The following is a 23,695-nucleotide window of genomic DNA, read 5'->3' on the forward strand; positions in this document are numbered from 1 at the left end:
CGACCGAGGGAGAGACATGGGCAAGCTGGACGGGCGCGTGGTGCTGATCACCGGCGCGTCGCGCGGGCAGGGCGAGCAGGAGGCGCGGCTGTTCGCCGCCGAGGGGGCGAACGTCGTCCTCGCGGACGTGCTCGACGAGCAGGGCGAGGCGCTGGCCAAGGAGATAGGGGACGGCGCGCGCTACGTCCATCTGGACGTGAGCCGCGAGGAGGACTGGGCGGCGGCCGTCGCCGCGACGACGGAGGCCTTCGGCCGGCTCGACGGGCTGGTCAACAACGCGGGCATCCTGCGCTTCAACGAGCTGGCGAGCACCCCGCTGGAGGAGTACCAGCTGGTGGTGCAGGTCAACCAGGTGGGCGCGTTCCTCGGCATGCGGGCGGCGATCCCCGCCATCGAGGCGGCCGGCGGCGGCACCATCGTCAACACCGCCTCGTACACCGCGCTGACCGGCATGGCGCTGCTGACGTCGTACGCGGCCACGAAGGCCGCGATCGTCGGGATGACGCGGGTGGCGGCGATGGAGGGCGCGCCCAAGGGGATCCGGGTGAACGCGATGTGCCCCGGCGCCATCGACACCCCCATGTCCAACCCCTCCCAGCTCGATCCGGAGGCGGACCCGGCGGAGTCCTCGGCGGCGCTGGACGAGTTCTACAGGAAGCTCGTACCGCTCGGCCGGATCGGTCAGCCGGTCGAGGTGGCGAAGCTCGCACTGTTCCTGACCAGCGATGACTCGTCGTACATCACCGGGCAGCCGTTCGTGATCGACGGCGGCTGGCTCGCCGGGGTCTCGGTCTTCTAGTCGCTGAATCTGACACATCATCAGCTATTGACGCTCCGCCGAGGCGGTGCCAGAGTCGTTCGTATCTGACGGAGTGTCAGAAAACTTTAGGACGGTGAACCTCCTTGGAATTCGGGCTCTTTGTACAGGGATATGTGCCTGTCGCGCGCTCCGCGGTCGACCCCCAGGCGGAGCACAAGGTGCTGCTGGAGGAGACCGAGTACGTCATCCAGGCGGACAAGTCCGGCTTCAAGTACGCCTGGGCCTCCGAGCACCACTTCCTGGAGGAGTACTCGCACCTGTCGGCGAACGAGGTCTTCCTCGGCTACCTCGCCCACGCCACCGAGCGCATCCACCTCGGATCCGGCATCTTCAACCCCCTCGCCCCCGTCAACCACCCGGTGAAGGTCGCCGAGAAGGTCGCGATGCTCGACCACCTCTCCGAGGGCCGGTTCGAGTTCGGCTCGGGGCGCGGGGCGGGCAGCCACGAGATCCTGGGGTTCATGCCGGGCATCACCGACATGAACCACACCAAGGAGATCTGGGAAGAGACCATCGCCGAGTTCCCCAAGATGTGGCTCCAGGACGAGTACGTCGGCTTCCAGGGGAAGCACTGGTCACTGCCGCCGCGCAAGATCTTCCCCAAGCCGTACGGGAAGTCGCACCCGGCCATGTGGTACGCCGCCGGATCGCCGTCCTCGTACGCGATGGCCGCCAAGAAGGGCCTGGGAGTACTCGGCTTCAGCGTCCAGAAGGTCTCCGACATGGAGTGGGTGCTGGAGCAGTACAAGAACGGCATCCAGGAGGCCGAGCCGATCGGCGACTTCGTCAACGACAACGTCATGGTGACGTCCACCGCCATCTGCGCGGAGACGCACGCCAAGGCCGTCGAGATCGCCGCCAAGGGCGGCCTCAACCGGCTGCAGTCGCTGGTCTTCCGCTACCACGACACCTTCCCCCGGCCCGAGGGCATCCCCGAGTGGCCGGAACTGCTCCCCGAGTACAGCGAGGAGATCATCGAACTCCTCATCGCCGAGGAGCTGATGATCTGCGGCGACCCGGACGAGGTCACCGCGCAGTGCAAGCGCTGGGAGCAGGCCGGCGCCGACCAGCTCTCCTTCGGGCTGCCGATCGGGATCTCGTACGAGGACACGATGAACACGATCAAGCTCATCGGTGAGCACGTCATCCCGAAGATCGACACGGACCCGGTGCACCGCACCACCCGGTTCCGCCAGGCGGCGGGCCAGTAGAAGCGGGGGCGGCGTCTTCCCGGACCGCCGCCCCGCGCCTCCGGCCGGGACAGGGCGTCATACGGCAGCGGTCTGCCGACCTGTCCGGACCGGAGGCGCAACCACGCCCGCACGACTTCACAACCCGGAGAGGTGAGATCGACCATGCTTGACCACCTGATCAAGGGCGCCACCGTGGTGGACGGCACGGGAGCCCCCGCGTACACCGCCGACGTCGGTCTGCGCGGCGGCAAGATCGCCACCATCGCCGAACCCGGCACCGTCACGGAGCCCGCCCGGACCCAGGAGGACGCCACCGGCCTCGTCCTGACCCCCGGCTTCGTCGACCCCCACACCCACTACGACGCCCAGCTGTTCTGGGACCCCTTCGCCACCCCGTCCATGAACCACGGCGTCACCACCATCGCGGGCGGCAACTGCGGCTTCACCCTCGCCCCGCTCAACCCCGCCCGCCCCGAGGACGCCGACTACACGCGCCGCATGATGTCCAAGGTCGAGGGCATGTCCCTCAAAGCCCTGGAGGACGGCGTCGACTGGACCTGGTCCTCCTTCGGCGACTACCTCGACGCCCTCGAAGGACGCATCGCCGTCAACGCGGGCTTCATGGTCGGCCACTGCGCGCTCCGCCGGCACGTCATGGGCCCGGACGCCGTCGGCGGACAGCCGACCGAGAAGCAAATGGAGCAGATGCTCCAGCTCTTCCACGAATCCATGGCCGCCGGCGGCTGGGGACTGTCCACCACCCAGTCCTCCACCCACTCCGACGGCGACGGCCGACCCGTCGCCTCCCGGCACGCGGGCCGCGACGAACTCATCGCCCTGTCCCGCGCCGTCGGCGAACACGAGGGCACCCAGATCGAGGCGATCGTCGCCGGCTGCCTCGACCAGTTCGCCGACGAGGAGATCGACCTCTTCGTCGACATGAGCGCCGCCGCCGGACGCCCCCTCAACTGGAACGTCCTCACCATCGACGCCTCCGTCCCGGCCCGCGTCCCCCGCCAGCTCGCCGCCTCGGAACGCGCCCGCAAGGCCGGCGGCCGCATCGTCGCCCTCACCATGCCGATCCTCACCCCCATGAACATGTCCCTCGGCACGTTCTGCGCCCTCAACCTCATCCCCGGCTGGGGCGAGATCCTCAACCTCCCCATCCCGGAACGCATCGCGAAACTCCGCGACCCCGCCGTCCGCACCGAAATGCTGCGCAGCGCCAACAGCCCCGAAGCCGGCGTCTTCCGCCGCCTCGCCAACTTCGGCCGCTACGTCATCGGCGACACGTACACCGAGGCCAACGCCGGCGTCAGCGGCCGTGTCGTCAAGGACATCGCCGCCGAACGCGGGCAGGAGGCGTTCGAGACCATCGTCGAGATCTGCGCCAACGACGACATGCGCACCGTCCTGTGGCCGATGCCCACCGACAACGACCCGGACAGCTGGGCGCTCCGCGCCCGCACCTGGGAACACGAGGACGTCCTGCTCGGCGGCTCCGACGCGGGCGCCCACCTCGACCGCATGTGCGGCGCCCCCTACACCACCCGCTTCCTCGGCGACTGCCTCCGCGGCCGCCGCCTGGTCCCGCTGGAACAGGCCGTCCGCATGCTCACCGACGACCCCGCCCAGCTCTTCGGCCTCCGCGGCCGAGGCCGGGTGACCGAGGGCTACTACGCCGACCTCGTCCTCTTCGACCCCGCCCGCATCGACGCCGGCATCGCCACCCTCGTCCACGACCTCCCGGGCAACAGCCCCCGGCTCGACTCGCGGGCGATCGGCATCGTCTCCGTACGGGTCAACGGGGTCGAGACGATCAGGGACGACGAAATCACGGGCGCCGTCCCCGGAACGGTGTTGCGGTCGGGCCGCGACACGGCATCCGTATCGACAGTTTGAGAACCCGCCCCGGGCGGGGGTGCGGGTGCGCCGGCGGCGGGCCGCGCCGCCTCCCGCGGGGGTGCGGGTACGCCCGCGCCCGCCCCACCATTACGCCTGCGGCGGGCTTTTCCCCACCCACCCGCCCTTTGCCGGCACGAATGCAGGCGCGTCGGCACCTGCCCGAAGACCCGCGGACGGCGTTCCCGCCCGCACCAGCAGCCAGGCTGTGACGTGAGGGGGACGGGGCCGCAGGGGGAGGGGTCCGAAATGCTGCCGTGTATTTGTGGGCCGCCAGGCCCGTAAATATACGATTTCGGACCCCTCCCCCGGAGGGCCCGGCCCCCGACCCACAACGAGCCGCTCCCTACCGAACGTCCAGCCAGATCGGATTCGTCAACGCAGCAACCGCGCCCGGAAGGCCACTCGCCCCACCGTCAGTAACCGGATGCCGCACCTCCGCCCGGACGTACGCCGCCAGCGACGCCGTCGTCCGCCACTCGACGGAACCCACCCCGGAGGGAGCAAGCTGCGTGGCGAACATCTGGCCCTCGTCCGTCATCAACCGCACCTGCGCCCCGAACACCCCGCCCGCATCCCTCACCCCCGACACCTCCAGCCGCACCGTCACCACATCCTCCGCCCCCACCACCAACCGCTCCCCGATCCCCGCATGCTCCCCCCGCGGCCCGGTCGCCGTGAAAGCGAGCTGCACGCCGGACGACTCCGCCAGCCAGCTGCGCCCCGCGCGGATTCCCGCGAGCAGAGCGTCACGGTCGAGGCCGTCCGCGAGGACGACCGTCTGGGGGAGGCCCACGACATTCGGCTCGCGGTGGGCGTCCGAGTTGCCCATGGCGGGGATCCAGTGACCGTCGCCGCGGGTGGACGCCGTGAGGAGGTTGTCCCAGGTGTTGAGGGAGAGCTCGTCGTCGGGGCCCCAGGGGCCGTTCCAGACCTCGATGACGTCCGCCTGGTCGTAGCCGAACTTCCACTGGCTGGCGGGGAAGATCCCGTACGGATGGGCCGGCACCACCAGGCCGCCCGCGCCACGGATCCTGCGCGCGAACCGCGGGTACGCGTCGTCGCGGGCGCGGTAGCGCCAGTCGAACCAGACGCCGGGGTCCGTGCCGATGGCCAGGTAGTGGCCGTTGCGGGTGGTGATCTCCTCGCCGGTGAGGACGAGCAGGTCGTCGCCGGCGAGCGGTCCGTAGGCGGAGTGTGCGGACGTGGTGTTGTGTTCGCTGGTGTTGATGAAGTCGAGTCCGGCGGCGCGCGCGGCGGCGGCGACCTCGGCCGGGGTGCGCTGCCCGTCGGAGTGGACGGTGTGCAGATGGCAGTCGCCGCGGTACCAGGCGCGGCCGCGCCCCTTGGCGTGCTGCGGCGGGTAGGTGGGCGCCGGGGTGGCGCCCCGCGGGCCGTAGCGCAGGGTGATGGTGACGGAGTAGTCCAGCCCCTGTGGGGCGACGGTGTACGGCCCGAGGACGACGTTCCAGGTGCCGGGAGAGACGGGTCCGGCGAGATACCCCGGCGTGGCCTGTTCGGCGCTGATCGCGAACGCGGTGCGCGCGCCGCCGGACCAGCCGCGGAAGCCCTTGCCGCCGAGCGCGGTGCCGTGCTGGTCGAAGATGCCGATGTCGCAGGCGTTGCCGACGGTTCCGACGGGCACGGCCGGCCGGTCGTAGGTGTAGGAGACGGCGATCTCACGGACGCCGTGCGGCACGTTCACGGGCAGGTAGACGAAGTCCGCCACACCGGTGGGCAGATGTCCGGTGACGGTACGGGTCTCCTCGGCCGCGGGGGCGCCGTCCTGCGCACCCGCCGGCTCGGCTCCGGCGAAGCTCACAGGAGCCAGCGTAAACACTCCGGTGGCTCCCGCGAGCGCCGTGAACTTGAGAACTTCGCGTCGTTCCATCCGTCGTGCCTCCTGGGCGAGAGGGGTGGGAGGTGCCGCAGCGAAGTGTTCTACTCCGGAGCGTCGGAGGCCGGAACGGCAAGCGGCCGGCGGATGACCGGATCGCAGGCAAACGCACACGTACCTGAACGGCGTCCCGAACCACCCCGTTGTCGCCCCACCCTCAACCGGAGGTTGCCCGTGCGGATCAACACCACGATCTTCCTGACCGACGAGACCATCGGCCCCGTCCGCCTCGCCGAGGAGCTGGAGCAGCGCGGGTTCGCCGGGCTGTTCCTGCCGGAGCACACGCACATTCCGGTGGCCAGGACCACCCCGGCGCCGATGGGGGAGCCGCTGCCGCGCGAGTACGGGCGGACGCTCGACCCGTTCACCGCGCTCGCGGCCGCCGCGGCGGTCACCCGGCGGATCGCGCTGGGGACCGCCATCACGCTGGTGGCGCAGCATGATCCGATCGTGCTGGCGAAGCAGATCGCCACGCTCGACCACCTGTCGGGCGGGCGGTTCACGCTCGGGGTGGGTTTCGGCTGGAACGTGGAGGAGGCGGCGGACCACGGGGTGGAGTGGGCGCGGCGGCGCGATCTCGTACGGGACCGGATGCGGGTGATGCGGGCGCTGTGGGCGCCCGAGCCGACGGCGTACGCGGGGGAGTTCGCGTCGGTGGCGGCGAGCCAGGCCCATCCCAAGCCGGTGGGTCCGCTGCGGACGCTGGTCGGCGGTGCCGCGGGACCGAAGCTGTTCGGACACATCGCGGACTACGCGGACGGTTGGATGCCGATCGGGGGCGGCGGCCTCGCGGACGCGCTGCCGCGGCTGCGGGCGGTGTGGGACGGGGCGGGCCGCGGACCGGGCGGGCCGCAGATCGTTCCGTCGGCGGTGCGCCCGACCGAGGGCAAGCTCGCGCACTTCGGTGAGCTGGGCATCGAGGAGTGCGTGGTCCAGCTGCCGCCGGCCGGCGAGGACGAGGTGCTGCGCGTGCTGGACGACTACGCGCGGTTCCTGTGACCGGCGCTGGGCCCCGCGTGAAGCGCAGCGCGACCCGCCCGCCGGAGTCCTCGCGTCCCGATCGAGCCGCCCCCCGGGTGGCCAACGCCATAGCAAGTGCCATGACCCCGGGTGCCGGGCAGCGACCTATGCTCGGGAGATGACCATGAGCCTGTCCCGCCCCGAGGAGCCGACCCCCACTGCCAACGGCATGCGGCGCGCGCTGAAGCGTGCCCGCGACGGAGTCGCGCTGGACACCGCCGAGGCGGCGGTGCTGCTGCAGGCACGTGGTGACGACCTGGTGGACCTGTCCGCGACCGCGGCCCGGGTGCGTGACGCGGGCCTGGAGACGGCCGGGCGGCCCGGGGTGATCACGTACTCGCGGAAGGTCTTCATCCCGCTGACCCGGCTGTGCCGTGACAAGTGCCACTACTGCACCTTCGTGACGGTGCCGGGCAAGCTGCGCCGTGCGGGCCACGGGATGTTCCTGTCTCCCGACGAGGTCCTCGACATCGCGCGCAAGGGCGCGGAAATGGGCTGCAAGGAGGCCCTGTTCACGCTCGGGGACCGTCCGGAGGAGCGCTGGCCGGAGGCGCGGGAGTGGCTCGACGCGCACGGGTACGACGACACGCTCGCGTATGTGCGGGCGATGTCGATCCGGGTGCTGGAGGAGACCGGACTGCTGCCGCACCTGAACCCCGGCGTGCTGTCGTGGCAGGACCTGCAGCGTCTCAAGCCGGTCGCGCCGTCGATGGGCATGATGCTGGAGACGACGGCGACCCGGCTGTGGTCCGAGCCCGGCGGCCCGCACTACGGCTCGCCCGACAAGGACCCGGCCGTACGGCTGCGGGTCCTCGAGGACGCCGGCCGCTCCAACGTCCCGTTCACCACCGGCATCCTGATCGGGATCGGCGAGACGTACGCGGAGCGCGCCGAATCGCTGTTCGCCATACGGAAGATCGCCCGGCAGTACCACGGCATCCAGGAAGTGATCATCCAGAACTTCCGCGCCAAGCCGGACACCGCGATGCGCGGGATGCCGGACGCGGAGCTGGAGGAGCTGGCGGCGGCGATCGCGGTCGCCCGGCTGCTCCTCGGCCCGGCGGCCCGCGTCCAGGCGCCGCCGAACCTGGTGGACGGGGAGTACGCGCGGTTCATCGACGCGGGGATCGACGACTGGGGCGGGGTGTCCCCGCTGACCCCCGACCACGTCAACCCCGAGCGCCCGTGGCCGCACATCGACGAGCTGGCGGAGCGGACCGCGGCCGCCGGGTTCACGCTGCGCGAGCGGCTCACGATCTACCCCGAGTTCATCCAGCGCGGCGAGCCGTGGCTCGACCCGCGGCTGCTGCCGCACGTCCGGGCCCTGGCGGACCCCGGGACGGCGCTGGCGGACGAGAACGCCAAGCCCGTCGGGCTGCTCTGGCAGGAGCCGGACGAGGCGTTCACCGCCACCGGCCGCACCGATCTGCACGCGACGATCGACACCACCGGGCGCACCGGCGACCGCAGGGACGACTTCGACGACGTGTACGGCGACTGGGAGTCGCTGCGCGAGCAGGCGGCGCCCGGGATGGTGCCGGACCGGGTCGACGGGGACGTACGGTCCGCGCTCGTGACGGCCGCGGACGACCCGACGAAGCTCACCGACGAGCAGGCGCTCGCGCTGCTGCACGCGGACGGCCCGGCGCTGGACGCGCTGTGCCGGATCGCGGACGACGTGCGGCGCGACACGGTCGGCGACGAGGTCACGTACATCGTCACCAGGAACATCAACTTCACCAACGTCTGCTACACCGGCTGCCGTTTCTGCGCCTTCGCGCAGCGCCGCACCGACGCGGACGCGTACACGCTGTCCCTGTCGCAGGTCGCCGACCGCGCCGAGCAGGCGTGGGAGGTCGGCGCGACCGAGGTGTGCATGCAGGGCGGCATCCACCCGGACCTGCCGGGCACCGCGTACTTCGACATCGCGCGGGCGGTGAAGGAGCGCGTGCCGGGCATGCATGTGCACGCCTTCTCGCCGATGGAGGTGGCCAACGGGGCGACGCGTACGGGCATGTCGATCCGCGACTGGCTGGCGGCGGCCCAGGAGGCGGGGCTCGACTCGATCCCCGGCACGGCCGCCGAGATCCTGGACGACGAGGTGCGCTGGGTCCTCACCAAGGGCAAGCTGCCGACGGCGACATGGGTGGAGGTGGTGAAGGCCGCGCACTCGCTGGGCCTGCGCTCGTCCTCCACGATGATGTACGGGCATGTGGACCAGCCGCACCACTGGCTGGGCCATCTGCGGCTGCTCGCCGAGATCCAGCAGGAGACCGGCGGCTTCACGGAGTTCGTGACGCTGCCCTTCATCCACACCAACGCGCCCGTCTACCTGGCCGGTATCGCCCGCCCGGGTCCGACGCTGCGGGACAACCGCGCGGTCACGGCGATGGCCCGGCTGCTGCTGCACACCCATATCCCCAATATCCAGACCAGTTGGGTCAAGCTGGGCGCGGAGGGCGCGGCGGAGATGCTGCGCTCCGGGGCGAACGACCTGGGCGGCACGCTGATGGAGGAGACCATCTCCCGGATGGCCGGCTCCAGTTACGGCTCCTACCGGTCGATCCAGGACCTGGTCGCCATCGCGGAATCGGCCGGCCGGCCGTCCCGTCAGCGCACCACCCTGTACGGCGAGGTCTCCGGGGAGCGCCGGGCGGCGGGCCTCGCCTCCGACGGCCATCTGCCCGAGCTGCTGCCGGTGCTCGACGCGTAGCGGTGCGGGGCGGACGGCGGACGGCGGACGGCGGATGGACAGGGGGCGTGCGACGGCCTCGGGGGCGTGCGCGGAGCCACTGGCCGGTGCACCCCCTGTGCCGTCGGGGACACGGGACGTGAGCGGCATTGTCGACTATCGTGCTGCGACTGACAGCTGCTGACCGAAGGGGCTCGCTTTGACGGCGGTTTGGGGACGGGCGCAGCAGCAGGATTTCCGCAGCCGCGTACGCGGCTGCCTGCTCGGCGGGGCCATCGGCGACGCGCTGGGCGCGGGCATCGAGTTCGACTCGCTGAAGGCGATCCGGGCGGAGCACGGCCCGGACGGCGTCACGGACTTCGTGCCGGCGTTCGGCCGCCGGGGCACGGTCACCGACGACACCCAGATGACCCTTTTCACCACAGAAGGCTTGATACGGGCCCAGGTGCGCCGTGACAGCGGCGCCTGGCACCCGCCCACCGATGTGCACCGCGCCTATCTGCGCTGGGCGGCCACCCAGAGCGACTGGGGGCCCGACGAGCGCCGCAAGGACACCGGGTGGCTGGCGCGCGAGGAGTGGCTGTACGCGCGCCGCGCGCCCGGCCGGGCGTGTCTGAACGGGCTCGGCGACGACCGGATGGGCACCGTCGAGAATCCCAAGAACCCCGACTCCAAGGGCTGCGGCACGGTGATGCGCTCGGCGCCGTTCGGGCTGCTGGTCGGCTGGGAGCCCGGGCTGGTGTTCCAGCTCGCCGTCGAGTGCGCGGCGCAGACCCACGGCCACCCCACCGGGCAGCTGGCCGCGGGCGCGTTCGCCGTCATCGTGCACGGGCTGGCGCGCGGCGACGCGCTCGACGGTGCCGTGCAGCACGCGCTGGCGCTGCTCGGCTCGCGCCCCGACCACCAGGAGACCACGGACGCCCTGCAGCGGGCGCTGGGCGCCGTCCGGCAGGGGATGCCGTCACCGGAGCGCGTGGAGTCGCTGGGGGAGGGCTGGACGGCGGAGGAGGCGCTGGCGATCGGCGTGTACTGCGCGCTCGTCGCCGAGGACGTCCGGCACGGGCTGCTGCTGGCGGTGAACCACGGCGGGGACAGCGACTCGACCGGTTCGGTCTGCGGCAACCTGCTGGGCGCGCAGCACGGCGAGACGGCTCTGCCGCCGTCGTGGATAGCGGAGCTGGAGGGGCGCGGCACGATCCTGCAGCTCGCCGACGACTTCGCGATGGAGATGACGCAGGCCCCGGCGCTGCACGGCCCGGCCGGGTCGTCACCGTCCTGGCTGGAGCGCTACCCGAACGCGTAAGGGCCGGTCCCGTCGGAGGATCCCGTCGGAGGGCCGGCCCTTACGCCTGGTGGCCGCCGCCTCAGTCGTTGGCGGGGACCGCCGCCGTGTCCTGCGGCTTGGCCGGCTCCGGGACGGCCGCCGCCGCGGCGGAACCGCCGTCGCCGCCACCGTCGGTGTTGATCTTCTCCAGCAGCGCGTCCCGCTCCGGGGTGTCCTCCGGCTTGATGAAGCCGATGACGATGTACAGGACGAGCGAGACCGCGAGCGGCACCGAGATCTGGTACTCCAGGTTCACCCCGCCGTCGATCGCGTCGTTGACCGGGTAGTTGAGCAGGTAGAACGCCAGGAGACCCATCGCCCAGCTGGTGAGCGCGGCGGTCGGACCGGACTTACGGAACGGTCGCAGCAGGCCGAGCATGAAGGGGATCGCGATCGGCCCCATCAGTCCCGCCACCCACTTGATGACGATGGTGATGATGTCCTTGAAGGTGGGCGAGTTGACCTGGGTGGCGATGGCCATGGACAGGCCGAGGAAGGCGAGCGTGGTGAGCCGCGCGGCGATCAGGCCGGCGCGCTGGGTCCAGGCCCGTGCCGTCTTGGAGAACGCCGGGGCGATGTCGCGGGTGACGACGGCCGCGATGGCGTTGGCGTCGGAGGAGCACATGGCCATCGTGTGCGAGAAGAAGCCGACGACGACCAGGCCCAGCAGTCCGTGCGGCAGCAGCTGCTCGACCATCAGGCCGTACGAGTCCGACCCGTCGGGCTTCTTGGCGGTCACCAGCAGCGGGGAGACCCACATCGGGAAGAAGAGGACCAGCGGCCAGACGAACCACAGGGCGGCGGAGAGCCGGGCCGAGCGGACGGCCTCCTTGGCGTTGGCGGTGGCCATGTAGCGCTGGGCCTGGTTCCACATGCCGCCGTTGTACTCGAAGGTCTTGATGAACAGATACGCCAGCAGGAAGATCAGCGTGTACGGTCCCGCGGTGCCGCTGGTGTGGCCCTGCAGCTTCGGGTCGTCCCAGACGTTCCAGATCCCGCTGATGCCGCCGATCTTGCCGAGGGCGGCCACCAGCATGGCGATCCCGGCCAGCAACTGGATGACGAACTGCCCCAGCTCGGTGAGCGCGTCGGCCCACAGACCGCCGACCGTGCAGTAGATGGCGGTGATCGCGCCGGTGATGACGATGCCCTGGGTGATCGTGACGCCGGTGAACACCGACAGCAGGGTCGCGATCGCCGCCCACTTGGCGCCCACGTCGACGATCTTCAGCAGCACACCGGACCAGGCGAGCGCCTGCTGGGTGGTGAGGTTGTACCGGTTCTTGAGGTATTCGAGCGGTGAGGCGACATGCAGCCGGGAGCGCAGCCGGCTGATCCGGGGCGCGAACAGGTTGGCGCCGATGGCGATGCCGATCGCGATCGGGAAGGACCAGGTGACGTAGGACGTCACCCCGTACTTGTAGGCGATGCCCGCGTATCCGGTGAACATCACCGCGCTGTATCCGGACATGTGGTGCGAGATGCCCGCCAGCCACCAGGGCATCTTGCCGCCGGCGGTGAAGTAGTCGCCGACATCGTCGATGCGCTTGTGCGACCAGACTCCGATCGCGATCATCACGCCGAAGTAGGCGATGAGTACGGCCCAGTCGAGATTGTTCATGTCCCCTCCAGGGGGTCCGCCTTGTGAACGTGAAACGCACTTCGCTGTGACGTTCGCTGCGGCGGGTGTCCCCGTGCGGGAGTGGGGACTTCCGGGATTGAACCCCCTGTCAGGGCGGTCGGTCAAGGGTCTCCGCGTTCAAGAGTCTGAACAGGAATCAGAAAGCCGAACGATTTTACTCGTTCTTGACCTTCCTTGGCATTGTCGTGACCGTGACGGCGAACACACGATGAGCGGGCACTTCGCTGGACGTCCTGCACGGCATGACGAAGTACCGCGCGGGAACGGGATCCCGCGCGGTAGAGAGAGGAGGGGGCCTGTCGAGCCGAGTGCCGCCGCGTCCGACGGGCGGCCAGCCGACTGTCGCCGGGCCTGCTGCCGCCGAGCGCTACCGCATCAGTTCGCCGGCGTTCACCAGCAGCGACTGCCCGGTGATCGCACGAGCCCGGTCGGAGGCCAGGAAGACCGCGGCCTCCGCCACGTCCCCGTCCGTCGCCAGCTCCGGGAGCGCCATCCGCTCAGTGAGCCGGCCCAGCACCTCGTCCTCGGACACGCCTTCGGTGTGCGCCGAGAACTGGACGAACGCCTGCACCGGCGGGCCCCACATCCAGCCGGGCAGCACCGTGTTCACCCGGATCCGGTACGGGCCCAGCTCGCGCGCCACCGAGTACATGGCCGACGTCAGAGCGCCCTTCGACGCCGCGTACGCCGCCTGCCGCACCTGCGAGGGCGCCGCCACCGCGGACTGCGTCCCGATGATCACCACCGAGCCGCCGTGCGCCTTCAGTGCCGGCAGGCACGCCTTGGTGAGCCGCAGCGTCCCCAGCAGATTGACGTCGATGACGCGCTGCCACGAGGCGAAGTCCGCGTCCTCCAGGCCGCCGAAGTAGCCGTCCATGGCGGCGACGTGCACGACCGCGTCGATACCGCCGAACCGCTCGACCGCCAGCGCCGCGAGCGCCTCGCACTGGTCGTCTTCGGCGATGTCGGTGGAGAGCCACGCCACCTTCGACCCCTCGGGGTCGATCTCCTCCGCCACTTTCGCGAGCTGCGCCTCGGTCCGCGCCCCGAGCACCACGTTCGCACCGTCGCGCGCGGCGGTGGTGGCCACGCGCTGCCCGAGCCCGGCGCCGACCCCGGATACGACCACGGTCTTTCCTGACAGCAACATGTTCGCCTCCGGCGCGGTTCCCCTGTCCTGACGGACCGTCAGGTTAGATCCCCGCTGTCCAGAACACCACCCCCGCGCCGTGCGGGTGCCGGTGCCCGGGTCAGCGCACCGCCGGCGCCGTGGACAGCGCGGTGGCCAGGCGCCGCAGGCCCTCCGCGATCTCGGTGGGGGTGTGTGTCGTGAAGGACATGCGCAGGGTGGCCGGGTCGCCGGGGCCGGCGAAGAAGGGGGTGCCGGGGACGTACGCGACATCGTGCGCGACGGCGACCGGCAGCAGGGCGGTGGCGTCGAAGCCGTCCGGCAGCCGGACCCACAGGAACATCCCGCCGTCGGGCCGGTTCCAGGCGCTGCCCGCCGGGAGCGCGGCCGGCAGGCCGGCCAGCAGGGCGTCGCGCCGCAGGCGGTACGCGTCGCGCACGCGGTGGAGGTGGGCGTCGAGGTCGCGGTCGGCGAGATAGCGCGCCGCCGCGGCCTGGTCGACGGTGGAGGAGTGCAGGTCCGCGGCCTGCTTGGCGATGACGCAGGCGCGCCGCAGCGCTTCCGGCGCCCGCAGCCAGCCGAGCCGCATGCCGGGCGCCATGATCTTGGAGAACGAGCCCAGCAGGACGGTGCGGTCGGCGGCCGCCTCCAGGGAGGCGATCCACGGCACGGGCTCCCCGTCGAAGCGCAGCTCGCCGTACGGGTCGTCTTCGACGATCCACAGCCCGTGCCGTGCGGCGACCTCGGCCACCGCCTGCCGGCGGGCGAGCGGGAGCGTACGCCCGGTGGGGTTCTGGAAGTTCGGGATCAGATAGAGCAGTTTCGGCCGCTCGCGGACGACGAGTTCCTCCAGCGCGGCGGGGTCGATCCCGTCCTCGTCGGACGGCACCGGCAGCACCCGCGCCCCGGTGAAGCCGAAGCACTGCAGCGCGGCCAGATAGGTGGGGTCCTCGACGAGGACGGTGTCGCCCGGCTCCAGCAGCGCGGTGGCGAGGAGCGCCAGGCCCTGCTGGGAGCCGGCGGTGACGAGCAGGTCGTCCGCGTCGGTCGGGAGCCCGCGGGCGCCGAGCCGGGCGGCGACGGCGCCGCGCAGCGCCGGGTCGCCCTCGGTGGTGGAGTACTGGAGCACCCGCTGGGGCGCCTCGGCGAGCACCTGGTCGTAGGCGGCCCGGATCCCCTCGGCGTCGAAGAGCTCGGGGGCCGGCAGCCCGCCCGCGAAGGAGATCACTTCGGGGCGTGCGGTGAGCGCGAGGATCTCGCGTACCGGCGACGCGCCGACCGAGGCGGCGCGGGCGGCCAGTGCGGGGACGTCGGCTCGGTTCACTCGATGCATTCGCGTCATGCGCGCAGCCTACGAATAATCGGTGGCCTGTCCACCTATTTGACCAACATGCGAACGGGAACACGGGGCGCGACCGGCTCTTCCCCATCTGACGTATCGTCAGCTACACCTGTAGGCATGACAGAAGAGACGCGCAGCGAGGTGTACGCGGAGCTGGCCTCCGTCGGGCCGTACGGGGTGCGGGTCGGGCACGCCCTGATCACCATGGTGGAACCCCTGCCGGGCCATGAGTACGCCTACAACAGGTGGTACGAGGACGATCACTTCATCGCGGGCGCGATGGCCATGCCCTGGATGTACGCCGGGCGCCGCTGGGTCGCCACCCGCGATCTGCAGCTGCTCCGCTACCCGGAGAAGTCCGCCGTCGCCCAGCCCGTCACGGCGGGCTGCTACATCTCCACCTACTGGGTCACCGCCGGCCGCTACGACGACCACATGAAGTGGACCGTCGGCATCAACAAGCGCCTCAACCGGGACGGCCGGGTCTACCAGGACCGCACCCATGTCTTCACGGCGTTCCAGGACCACTCCGCCACCGTCTACCGCGACGGTGCCGCCGGCCCCCGGGACTTCCACGCGCTCGACCACCCCTACGCCGGGCTGGTCGTGGAGGTCATCGACGCCGAATCGGCCGAGCAGCGCGAGGAACTGCTGGAGTGGCTGCGCTCCCGGCACCTGCCCAAGCGCCTCGCGGGCTCACCGGCCGCGATGGTGACGATCTTCAAGCCGACGCCGCTGCCCGGCGACAGGATGACGTACGTGAAGCAGGTCGAGGGGGTCGACACCCGTCTGACGCTGCTCTGGTTCCTGCAACAGGATCCGCGCGAGGCGTGGGACGCGCATTTCACCGGCCTGGACGACGAGGTCGCCGCCTCCGGTCTGGGCCGCGTCGAGCTGGTCGCGCCCTTCGTCCCCACCGTCCCCGGCACGGACACCTACGTGGACCGGCTCCGCTAGCGGAACCGGCTGCGGGCCGCTCACGGCCTGCAGTGAGCCCTCTCGGCCAGGACGGCGGGCCGGACGAGAGGGCTCTTCGGCACTGCTGATCGGTGCTGCTGCTCCCACGGGGTCAGTCGAGGTCGTACGAACCCCGGCCGACGTCGGTGACGAAGGCTGCCCAGGACTCCGGCGAGAAGTCGAGGGTCGGACCGTAGGGATCCTTGGAGTCACGGACGGCGACAGCGCTGAGGGTGGGTGAGGCCACCTCCACGCATGCGCCGTTCCCCTGCGAACGCGAGGACTTGGTCCACGCCTTGGTGTTGCCCAGCTGAATTGCCATGATCGCTCCGAGCTTTTCTGGTTGTGCAGCTCTGACGCGACTGAAGCTACTCGCCAACATCACCCACCGCAGGGTCTATTCACTCGACCGGATGGCATATTCCATGTGACTCTTCCGCATTGAGCCGACGGGGGTGTACTCTCCCGCCTTTCCCAGTCCAAGGCGGATCGGAGAGCCGAGTTGCCGGCTCGCCGACCCTCAACTCGCTTCAGCGCGCGTATTCCTTCGCGGCGTCGGCGATGAACTGGCGGCTCGCTTCGGCACTCAGCGCCTGTGCACGGAGATGCTCGTACATCACGCTGTATCCGTGTACATCGACCGGCTTCTCCAGATACAGGTCGGAGGTCACGCCTTCGATGTACACCACACTGGAATCGGTGGTGTCCGGAAATTCGAGAATCGCGAAGTTTCCCGACATGCCGGGGTGTGCGCCGGCTTCGTACGGAAGTACCTGAACGGTCACGTGCGCCTGTGAGCCCATCTGCACGAGGTACTCGAGCTGTTCGCGCATGACGTCCTTGCTGCCGACCACCCGGCGCAGCGCGGATTCGTCCATGACGACCCAGAACCGCAGCGGAGAGGCCGGGTCGGTGATCCGCTCCTGGCGCCGCAGCCGGATGTCGATGCGCTTGTCGACCTGCTCGGGGGTGGCCTCGGGCAGCGTGCCCTCGATGACCGCCTCGGCGTAGTTCCGGGTCTGCAGAAGGCCCGGAACTACGAGCGAGTCGTACACCCGGAGTGATTCCGCTTCGGTCTCCAGGCCGATGTAGACGCTGTACGGCACATCGCCGAACGCGTGCCACCAGCCCTGCTGACGGGATTCCTTCGCCATGTGCATGAGGGAATCGACGATTCGCTGGTCCTCGACGCCGTACACGCCGCACAGGTCGCGGACATCGCGCTGGCTGATGCTGCGGCGGCCGTTCTCCAGCCTGCTGATCTTGGACTGCGAGACCAGCAGCCGGGCCGCCACCTCCTCCGCGGTCATCCCCTTGGTCTCGCGGAGTTTGCGCAACTCCGATCCAAGTCGGCGTCGCCTGACGGTGGGATTAACGTTGGCCGCCACGGGTGGTGCACCTCCGGCTCCGGACTACTTCTCGTACTTCTTCTCTGCCGCACTGGTGACGCTTTTCCTACCGCGTGCGTACTGCTGGTCAGCAGCCTGCCACTACCGGTCATCACCGCGCTGGCGATTGGTCGTACGAACTGCGCAAACGCAACGCGCGGGGTGGGGGACCGGCGTTGACCGGTGCCCCACCCCGCGCGTCGCGGCGGCTCCCTGGATTCCCCGGGCCCGGAGGCCGGGGGAGGGTCGCTCAGGACGGCGGGCCTTCGGTGTCCGGTCCCTGCCGCCGGACACCGTGCCCTTGCCTGCCGTCCCTGCTGTCTGCTCACTGCTCGTCCGCCGGGTACCGCGAACTGCGAACTTCGCCCCGCGCACTGCTCCGGGGCGCCGCTATCGCGCTCCGGCCCGGGCCATGCTGTTGTGCCCGGCCGGCCCCACCGCTGCGGGCCGTCCCTGCACGGGAGCCCGTTTCGGCTGAGCCGCGGCGCCGTTCTGCACGTCCATGACGGCGTGCGCGACGAGACCGCCCATCGGGTCGTATCTGATCAGGTCCCGCAGGCGCGATCGCGATGACCGGCCCTCGTTCCCTGGATACAGGTGCTTGCCGAGCCCCACCGCGTGGGCGAGGGCAGCGAGAGCCGCGGTCCGCGGGTCCGGCGGGACGCCGGTGCGGATCGCGTTGTCGAGCCGGGCTCTGATGTCCCGGCTGACCTCGCTGTCGCTCGCCTGGTAGCGAGTCGTCGGCAGCACCCCGCACATCTGTCCCGCCACGGCATGCACCATGCCGCACCGCTCCAGATGCGCGAGATACGTCTGGCGCAGCCCCAGGCGGGGCCCGCCGATCCAGTGGACAGCGCGAACCGGACTGCCACGACGGCGCAGCAGTTCGAGCGCGGAGTCCAGTGTCGGATCTCCTGTCGGCCGTGGGTGTACCACGGCGATACGATCCCCATCAGGGGCTATCCGTCCAGCCAGGGCCAGCTCGACGAGCTGTGCCCCGGCGAGGCCGAGGTCGAGCGACTGCGGCTGCGCTGTGGTCCCGGTCGTCGGGTCCAGAGCGAGCAGCAACAGCTCTTCCGGAATCGTTCTGCGGCTCTTGCCCATCCATGCCTCCCCGCGTGGATGAATGACAGGGTGACGCCTCTCACATTCATCTGTCGAGAGCGCCTGGAGTGTTCGGGATGGAACCGACTGGTATGTCGTTCTCGTCTAGGGGGTCAGCGGTGGTGTCGCAGACGGGCCGCGATCGGTTCCGGCGGGTCTGATAGGGGCTTCCAGGCCGGGAACTGGAAACTGGTGCAGTGAGATGGGGCGTCGTGCGTCGTGCACGGGACCGCCCCTCGTGATGTGTGGAGGAGGTCTGCGTGGCGGGCGAGTCCCCCGGCAGGGAGCAGCAGCAGGAGTCGTCGGGGGTGGCGGCCGAGCAGAAGGCGCTCGATCCGAGGCTGACGGTGTTCCGTGGGCCGAATGTGGTGCCTGAAGCCGTGCGCGAGGAGCACGGCGCTCTGCCCGACGACCCGGGCGCCGGCACGGACCCCCGTCCCGTAGATCACCCGGTGTCCTCCGGGACCCCCGGCGGGACCGGTGGCGAGGACGAGGACAGCGGCCGCGGGAGCCTGCCGCGCCAGTCCGGCGCGTCTGCATCCGGCAGTGGTCCGGATACGCCGGACGACGTACCCGGCCCGGACGACGCCATCGCGGAACCTACGGTCCCCGAGGACGCGCACGACGGGACGGATGACACAGCGCCCGCGGATGTGACCGTCTCCCCGGCCGTGGACACTCCGGAGGATTCCGTCGCGGAAGCGGAGTCCGCGGCCGCCGAGCCCGCTGACGAGTCCGTCGCCGCGTCCGCCGAGGAGCCCGTCGGAGAGCCTGCCGACGAGCCGGAGGACGCACGGCCGGTGGGTGCCGGGGACGCGTCCGACGCGTCCGACGCGTCCGAGGCGTCTGCCCCGCCCGAGGACGGGACCCCGGACGGGACCCCGGACGAGCCGGCGGACGAGCCCCGGGACGAGCCCCGGGACGAGCCCCGGGACGCTTCTGCGGAGGAGCCGGCGGAAGAACCGGCGCGGGAGCCGGTGCGGGAGCCGGTGCGGCAGTCCGCCGTGGCGCCTGCCGCCGCGCCCGCCGTCGAGCCTGCCGACCGCCAGCCGGAAGGGAAAGCCGCCAGAAGCGCCCCGGCGGACGTGCCGGCCGCTCCGCGCACGGAATCCCCCGCGGAGCCCCCGCGGGCCTCACAGGAGCAGTCAGCGTCGCCGTACGCCCTCGCATGGCCGGAGGTGGAGCGTCCGGTACGCCCGGCCGCCCCCGAGGCCGCCGCCCCCGCTGCCCCGTCGGCCCCGGCTCCGGCCGCGCCGGCGCCGTCCGCGTTCGGCGAGGCTCCCGAACAGCAGCCCGAGGCCGGCCCGCAGGGCACCCGGCAGATGCCGCTGCCGTTGCCGCCGGCGCCCCCGCAGCCGCTGAAGCTGCTGGCGGAGCTGACGAACACCCCGCCGCCGCCCGACACGAAGCTGCGGACGGTGGTCAGACGGTTCAAGATCTGGACGCCGCTGGTGGTGCTGCTGCTGATCGCCGCCGCGGTCGCGCAGTCGTTCCGTCCGCTGCCGGCTCCGGTGCTGACGCTGACCTCGGCGTCCACGTACACCTTCGACGGCGGTCAGCTGTCGCTGCCGTGGCCCGCGATGGGCCAGTCGGTCGTCGAGGTCGAAGGCGTCGGGGGCATGGGGGTGCGCGGCGCGCAGACCCCGGTGCCGATCGCGAGCGTCACGAAGGTGATGACCGCGTACGTGATCCTCCGCGACCACCCGCTCAAGGGGCAGGAGACCGGCCCGAAGATCAAGATCGACCAGACCGCCGCGGACGAGGCGGCGTCGGTCGACGAGTCCAGGGTGCAGGTCCAGCTCGGCCAGGAGTTCACCGAGCGGCAGATGCTGGAGCTGCTGCTGATCCCGTCCGGCAACAACATTGCCCGCGCGCTGGCCCGCTGGGACTCCGGCACGCAGGAAGCTTTCGTCATCAAGATGCAGAAGGCCGCCGTCGACCTGGGCATGAAGAACACCACGTACACCGGGGCGAGCGGGGTCGAGGCGACGACGAAGAGCACAGCCGTCGACCAGCTGATGCTGGCCCGGACGGTCATGGCGAACGAGGTCTTCCGCTCCGTGGTGGCCATGGAGCACACGATCATTCCCGGCGTGCCGGAGATCTACAACAACAACCTGCTGCTGACCCGCACCCCGGGCGTCATCGGCATCAAGACCGGCTCCAGCACCCCGGCGGCCGGCGCCCTGATGTGGGCGGCGCGGAAGACCATCGACGGCAAGCCGCGGATGGTCCTCGGCGTGGTGCTCCAGCAGCGCAAGGGCTCGACGCCCAACGAGATGCTGGCGTACGCCCTGTCCACCAGCGATCCCCTGATCAGGGCCGCGCGCGCCGCGCTCACCTCGGCGGTGGTGGTGAAGAAGGGCACGGTCGTCGGCCAGGTGGACGACGGTCTCGGCGGGACGACGCCGGTCGTCGCCACCAAGGACCTGACGGCGGTCGGCTGGTCGGGTCTGAAGTCCGACCTGAAGCTGGCGGCCGGCACGGCCGGCGTTCCGCACTCGGCGAAGGCCGGGACCGAGGTCGGCACGCTGAGCCTCGGCTCCGGCACGGGCGAGACGAAGGTGCCGGTGGCGCTGCAGTCGGACCTCGCTGAGCCGTCCTTCGGGGACAAGCTCATCCGTCTCGGCTGATCCGCCGGACGGCACGGGAGAAGACGGCGGCCGGGTCCAGGTGACCCGGCCGCCCTCGTGTCAGCGGGTAGCAGGCGAAGCCGAGCAGTACGGCGGTGAAGTGGCCGACGTCGGTGAACGTGCGGCCGTGGACCAGGGCGAGACCGTAGAAGCCCAGGACGCAGAAGCCGTAGAAGAACCGCCAGCGGAAGACCAGGAAATACGTCAGGACGGCCTCGACGACCGCCAGGCCGTAGCTCACGCCCACGTCCAGGGTGTCGACCGAGGTCTCGGGCGCCCGGCCGTGGTGGATCGCCCAGAGCAGCACGCCCTCGCTGATGTACGTCGCCACGACATGGCCGATGAGGACGACGGTCAGCCAGCGCAGGGTGCCGAGCCAGCGCTCGGCGGTGGCGTGGAAGACGGTGTAGAGGAACGCGTAGAACAGCCAGCCGCCGCCGTCGATCCACAGCGCGCTCCTGATCAGCGCCCTGACCGGTTCCTCCGACAGGTTGTGCAGGTTCGTCGACCGTTCGCCGAGCATCTCGTCCAGCTGGGAGGGCGAGACATGGTGCATGACGACGGTCGTCACGAACAGGACGGCCAGCCAGATGTAGGTGCCGGGGGCGCTCCGGATGTAGGACCGTACGGCGCGCAGGAGCGACGTGAGGCGCGACCGCCAGGAAGTGTCCACGCTCGGATTGTGCTCGGATTGTGTCCGATAAGTGGCTTTTGGTGACTCCCGGCGCGCCCCGGGCGGCACCGGGGAGCCGGGCCGCACCTGGTCCCCGCAGGTTGCTCAGGCCGACAGCTCCCGCTCCAGCGGCGTACGGAACCGCGGGGTGACCCGGACGTCCCCCAGCCAGTCGCCGAGCCGCGCCGCCTCGGCCGCGATCGCCGCCACCGCCTCCTTGCCGGGCCCCTTGCCCGAGCTCTTCCCCGAACCCGTCCCCGAGCTCTTCCCCGAACCCTTTTCCGGACCGGGCAGCAGCCGCCACACGATCTCCCCGTCCGGGCGCTGCGCCCATCCGCCGACGACCCGGCCGTCCCACCACACCGTCGGTCCGACGTTCCCGGTCTTGTCGAAGAGCGCGGGCCGGTGTTCGTCCGGCAGGAACCAGTCGCGCTGCTGCCAGCCCATCGGCGTCGGGTCGAGACCCGGCAGCAGGGCGGCCCACGGGCCGGCGGCCGGCGCGGGTTCCACATCGCCGGGGAGTACGTAGCCGGTGCCCTCGTCCAGCGCGACCGGCTGGGCGCCGACGGCGGTCAGTGCCTTGCGCACGTCCGTCAGCGTCCAGCCCGTCCACCACTTGAGGTCGGCCTCGGTGCCGGGGCCGTACGCCGCCAGCCAGTCACGGGCCAGTGCGGCCTTCGCCTCGGCGGCGGGCGGTTCGGAGAGCGGCTCGGCCGCCGCCCACCGGAACTGACTGCTCGTCCACGACCCCACCGGTCTGCGCCGGGTGATCCTGCCCTCCGCCGCGAGCACCCTGATGATGCGGCTCGCCACGTTCTGCCGTGTCTCGTACGGCTTTCCGGCCGCTCTGACCACCTGCTCGCGCAGCCGCGGTTCGTACCCGCCCAGCTGTGCGGCGGTCGACTCGCCGTGCACCGCCAGCGCGGCGACCACCGCCTCCTCGACCTCCGACAGCCAGGCCCCGTCCCAGCCGCCGCCCTCGGCGAGGTACTTGAGCAGCCCCGCCCGTTCCTTCACCGCGATCGCGCGGGCCGCCGCCGCGTACACCACCGGCGCGGAGTCCAGGGTGACGACGAACATCGTCCGGCGCATCGCCAGCAGCCGCACCAGCGAACCGGCCTCGTACAGCGCCCGTTCCACCTCCGTGAAGCCGGGCTCGGTGAGCCGGGCCGCCGTGGAGAGATACACCGTCGCCGCGTCCGTCGCGTGCAGCGCCACCAGCGACCGGGTGACCTCCTCCGCGGACTTCGCGCGCAGCCCCGGCGCCAGGAGATGCCGCACCCCCAGCCGCGCCCGCCGCTCGTCCCCGCCGATCCGCCGCACCGCCCCGTCGACCGTCATTTCCCCATGCTCACACGCACCTCGGACAGTGCCCCGAGCGGCACGTGGCGCCCATCACAGTGATCGGGACCGAAGTCACGTAATCCCCGGCCCGATTTCCCTGTCTTGGAGAGGAGTGGACACTACCCAGCGGGAGAGGGACACCTCATGCTGACCGTCATCGACCAGACCCTCCGGGCCCGGCTCTGCGCGTCCCCGGCCGGGGACCGCGTCATCGCCGCGACTTTGATCTACCAGTGTGACGACCCGCTGGCCGCGCGGATGTCGTTCCCGGCGTCGGCGACGCTCGACGGCCTGGACGTCACCTGGACCTTCGCCCGCGACCTGCTGGCGGCGGGGCTCCGGATGCCGTCGGGCGAGGGCGACGTGCACGTCTGGCCCTGCGGGGAGCGGCGGACGATGGTCGAACTCTCCTCGCCGGAGGGCATCGCCCTGCTCCAGCTCGACACCGAGGACGTCCAGGACTTCCTCACCCGCTCCTACACGGCCGTCCCGCCCGGCGACGAGCACCGCCACATCGACCTGGAAGCCGACCTGGCGGCGCTCCTCGCGGACGAGTGAGCGGACGAGTGAGCGGACGAGTAGGGCGCTGGACCGGGCCTTGAGGTCAGCCCTTGAAGTCAGCCCTTGAGGTCAGC

The 23,695-nt window shown here is 71.0% G+C and carries 18 protein-coding genes; 9 read left to right on the forward strand and 9 right to left on the reverse strand.

Going from position 1 to position 23,695, the window contains the following annotated elements:
• Positions 1 to 16: 16 nt before the first annotated feature.
• The 3 genes from LNW73_RS19055 (at position 17) to LNW73_RS19065 (ending at position 3,915) form a co-directional block, all read left to right on the forward strand.
• Positions 17 to 799: an SDR family NAD(P)-dependent oxidoreductase gene (locus tag LNW73_RS19055; RefSeq protein ID WP_250990728.1), complete on the forward strand. Its 783-nt coding sequence runs from the start codon at positions 17 to 19 to the stop codon at positions 797 to 799.
• A gap of 104 nt (positions 800 to 903) precedes the next feature.
• A complete protein-coding gene (locus LNW73_RS19060) occupies positions 904 to 2,031 on the forward strand; it encodes an LLM class flavin-dependent oxidoreductase (RefSeq protein WP_138353581.1) in 1,128 nt (375 codons plus the stop codon).
• 144 nt (positions 2,032 to 2,175) lie between these two features.
• Positions 2,176 to 3,915 carry an N-acyl-D-amino-acid deacylase family protein gene (locus LNW73_RS19065; protein ID WP_250990729.1) on the forward strand — a complete coding sequence of 580 codons (1,740 nt, stop codon included), beginning with the start codon at positions 2,176 to 2,178 and terminating at the stop codon, positions 3,913 to 3,915.
• Between the two features lie 346 nt (positions 3,916 to 4,261).
• Here the strand turns inward: LNW73_RS19065 and LNW73_RS19070 are convergent, their stop codons facing one another.
• Positions 4,262 to 5,806: a CehA/McbA family metallohydrolase gene (locus LNW73_RS19070; protein WP_250990730.1), complete on the reverse strand. Its 1,545-nt coding sequence runs from the start codon at positions 5,804 to 5,806 to the stop codon at positions 4,262 to 4,264.
• Between the two features lie 180 nt (positions 5,807 to 5,986).
• Between LNW73_RS19070 and LNW73_RS19075 the strand changes: the two genes are divergently transcribed.
• The 3 genes from LNW73_RS19075 (at position 5,987) to LNW73_RS19085 (ending at position 10,827) form a co-directional block, all read left to right on the forward strand.
• Positions 5,987 to 6,811, forward strand: coding sequence for a TIGR03619 family F420-dependent LLM class oxidoreductase (locus LNW73_RS19075; RefSeq protein WP_250990731.1), 825 nt, complete (start codon positions 5,987 to 5,989; stop codon positions 6,809 to 6,811).
• A gap of 139 nt (positions 6,812 to 6,950) precedes the next feature.
• Positions 6,951 to 9,545 carry a bifunctional FO biosynthesis protein CofGH gene (locus LNW73_RS19080; protein ID WP_250990732.1) on the forward strand — a complete coding sequence of 865 codons (2,595 nt, stop codon included), beginning with the start codon at positions 6,951 to 6,953 and terminating at the stop codon, positions 9,543 to 9,545.
• A 178-nt stretch (positions 9,546 to 9,723) separates the two neighbouring features.
• The gene (locus tag LNW73_RS19085) at positions 9,724 to 10,827 is read left to right on the forward strand and encodes an ADP-ribosylglycohydrolase family protein (RefSeq protein ID WP_250990733.1); all 1,104 of its coding nucleotides are present in this window, start codon (positions 9,724 to 9,726) and stop codon (positions 10,825 to 10,827) included.
• A gap of 61 nt (positions 10,828 to 10,888) precedes the next feature.
• On the opposite strand, the gene LNW73_RS19090 is transcribed toward LNW73_RS19085, so the two are convergent.
• From LNW73_RS19090 to LNW73_RS19100, 3 genes are all read right to left on the reverse strand, one after another.
• Positions 10,889 to 12,469 (reverse strand): sodium:solute symporter family protein, encoded by a 1,581-nt coding sequence (locus LNW73_RS19090; protein WP_250990734.1) that lies wholly within the window; start codon positions 12,467 to 12,469, stop codon positions 10,889 to 10,891.
• Positions 12,470 to 12,857: 388 nt separating this feature from the next.
• Positions 12,858 to 13,640: an SDR family oxidoreductase gene (locus LNW73_RS19095; RefSeq protein ID WP_250990735.1), complete on the reverse strand. Its 783-nt coding sequence runs from the start codon at positions 13,638 to 13,640 to the stop codon at positions 12,858 to 12,860.
• A gap of 100 nt (positions 13,641 to 13,740) precedes the next feature.
• Positions 13,741 to 14,961, reverse strand: a complete 1,221-nt coding sequence (locus LNW73_RS19100; RefSeq protein WP_250990736.1) for an aminotransferase-like domain-containing protein — start codon at positions 14,959 to 14,961, stop codon at positions 13,741 to 13,743.
• A 117-nt stretch (positions 14,962 to 15,078) separates the two neighbouring features.
• Here LNW73_RS19100 and LNW73_RS19105 point away from each other — a divergent pair, with 117 nt between their 5' ends.
• Complete coding sequence (locus LNW73_RS19105; protein ID WP_250990737.1) at positions 15,079 to 15,918, forward strand: hypothetical protein; 840 nt, start codon at positions 15,079 to 15,081, stop codon at positions 15,916 to 15,918.
• A gap of 112 nt (positions 15,919 to 16,030) precedes the next feature.
• On the opposite strand, the gene LNW73_RS19110 is transcribed toward LNW73_RS19105, so the two are convergent.
• The 3 genes from LNW73_RS19110 to LNW73_RS19120 form a co-directional block, all read right to left on the reverse strand.
• Positions 16,031 to 16,240: a DUF397 domain-containing protein gene (locus LNW73_RS19110; RefSeq protein ID WP_138353591.1), complete on the reverse strand. Its 210-nt coding sequence runs from the start codon at positions 16,238 to 16,240 to the stop codon at positions 16,031 to 16,033.
• A gap of 208 nt (positions 16,241 to 16,448) precedes the next feature.
• Entirely contained in the window at positions 16,449 to 17,306 is an 858-nt protein-coding gene (locus tag LNW73_RS19115; RefSeq protein ID WP_250976325.1) for a helix-turn-helix domain-containing protein, read from the reverse strand.
• 390 nt (positions 17,307 to 17,696) lie between these two features.
• The gene (locus LNW73_RS19120; protein WP_164294345.1) at positions 17,697 to 18,410 is read right to left on the reverse strand and encodes a GOLPH3/VPS74 family protein; all 714 of its coding nucleotides are present in this window, start codon (positions 18,408 to 18,410) and stop codon (positions 17,697 to 17,699) included.
• Positions 18,411 to 18,670: 260 nt separating this feature from the next.
• On the opposite strand from LNW73_RS19120, the gene LNW73_RS36400 reads away from it, so the two are divergent.
• Positions 18,671 to 21,043, forward strand: a complete 2,373-nt coding sequence (locus LNW73_RS36400) for a D-alanyl-D-alanine carboxypeptidase family protein (protein ID WP_308407689.1) — start codon at positions 18,671 to 18,673, stop codon at positions 21,041 to 21,043.
• Here LNW73_RS36400 and LNW73_RS19130 read toward each other — a convergent pair.
• Together LNW73_RS19130 and LNW73_RS19135 are read right to left on the reverse strand one after the other, a co-directional pair.
• On the reverse strand, positions 21,027 to 21,716 hold the full coding sequence (locus tag LNW73_RS19130) for a rhomboid-like protein (RefSeq protein ID WP_250976324.1): 690 nt from the start codon (positions 21,714 to 21,716) through the stop codon (positions 21,027 to 21,029). The two genes, LNW73_RS36400 and LNW73_RS19130, sit on opposite strands and share 17 nt — an antisense overlap.
• Positions 21,717 to 21,821: 105 nt before the next feature.
• Entirely contained in the window at positions 21,822 to 23,057 is a 1,236-nt protein-coding gene (locus LNW73_RS19135) for a winged helix DNA-binding domain-containing protein (RefSeq protein ID WP_250990738.1), read from the reverse strand.
• Between the two features lie 147 nt (positions 23,058 to 23,204).
• Here LNW73_RS19135 and LNW73_RS19140 point away from each other — a divergent pair, with 147 nt between their 5' ends.
• Positions 23,205 to 23,618 (forward strand): SsgA family sporulation/cell division regulator, encoded by a 414-nt coding sequence (locus LNW73_RS19140; protein ID WP_250990739.1) that lies wholly within the window; start codon positions 23,205 to 23,207, stop codon positions 23,616 to 23,618.
• The last annotated feature ends 77 nt before the right edge of the window (positions 23,619 to 23,695 follow it).

The organism is Streptomyces sp. RKAG337, assembly GCF_023701715.1.
GTDB lineage: Bacteria > Actinomycetota > Actinomycetes > Streptomycetales > Streptomycetaceae > Actinacidiphila.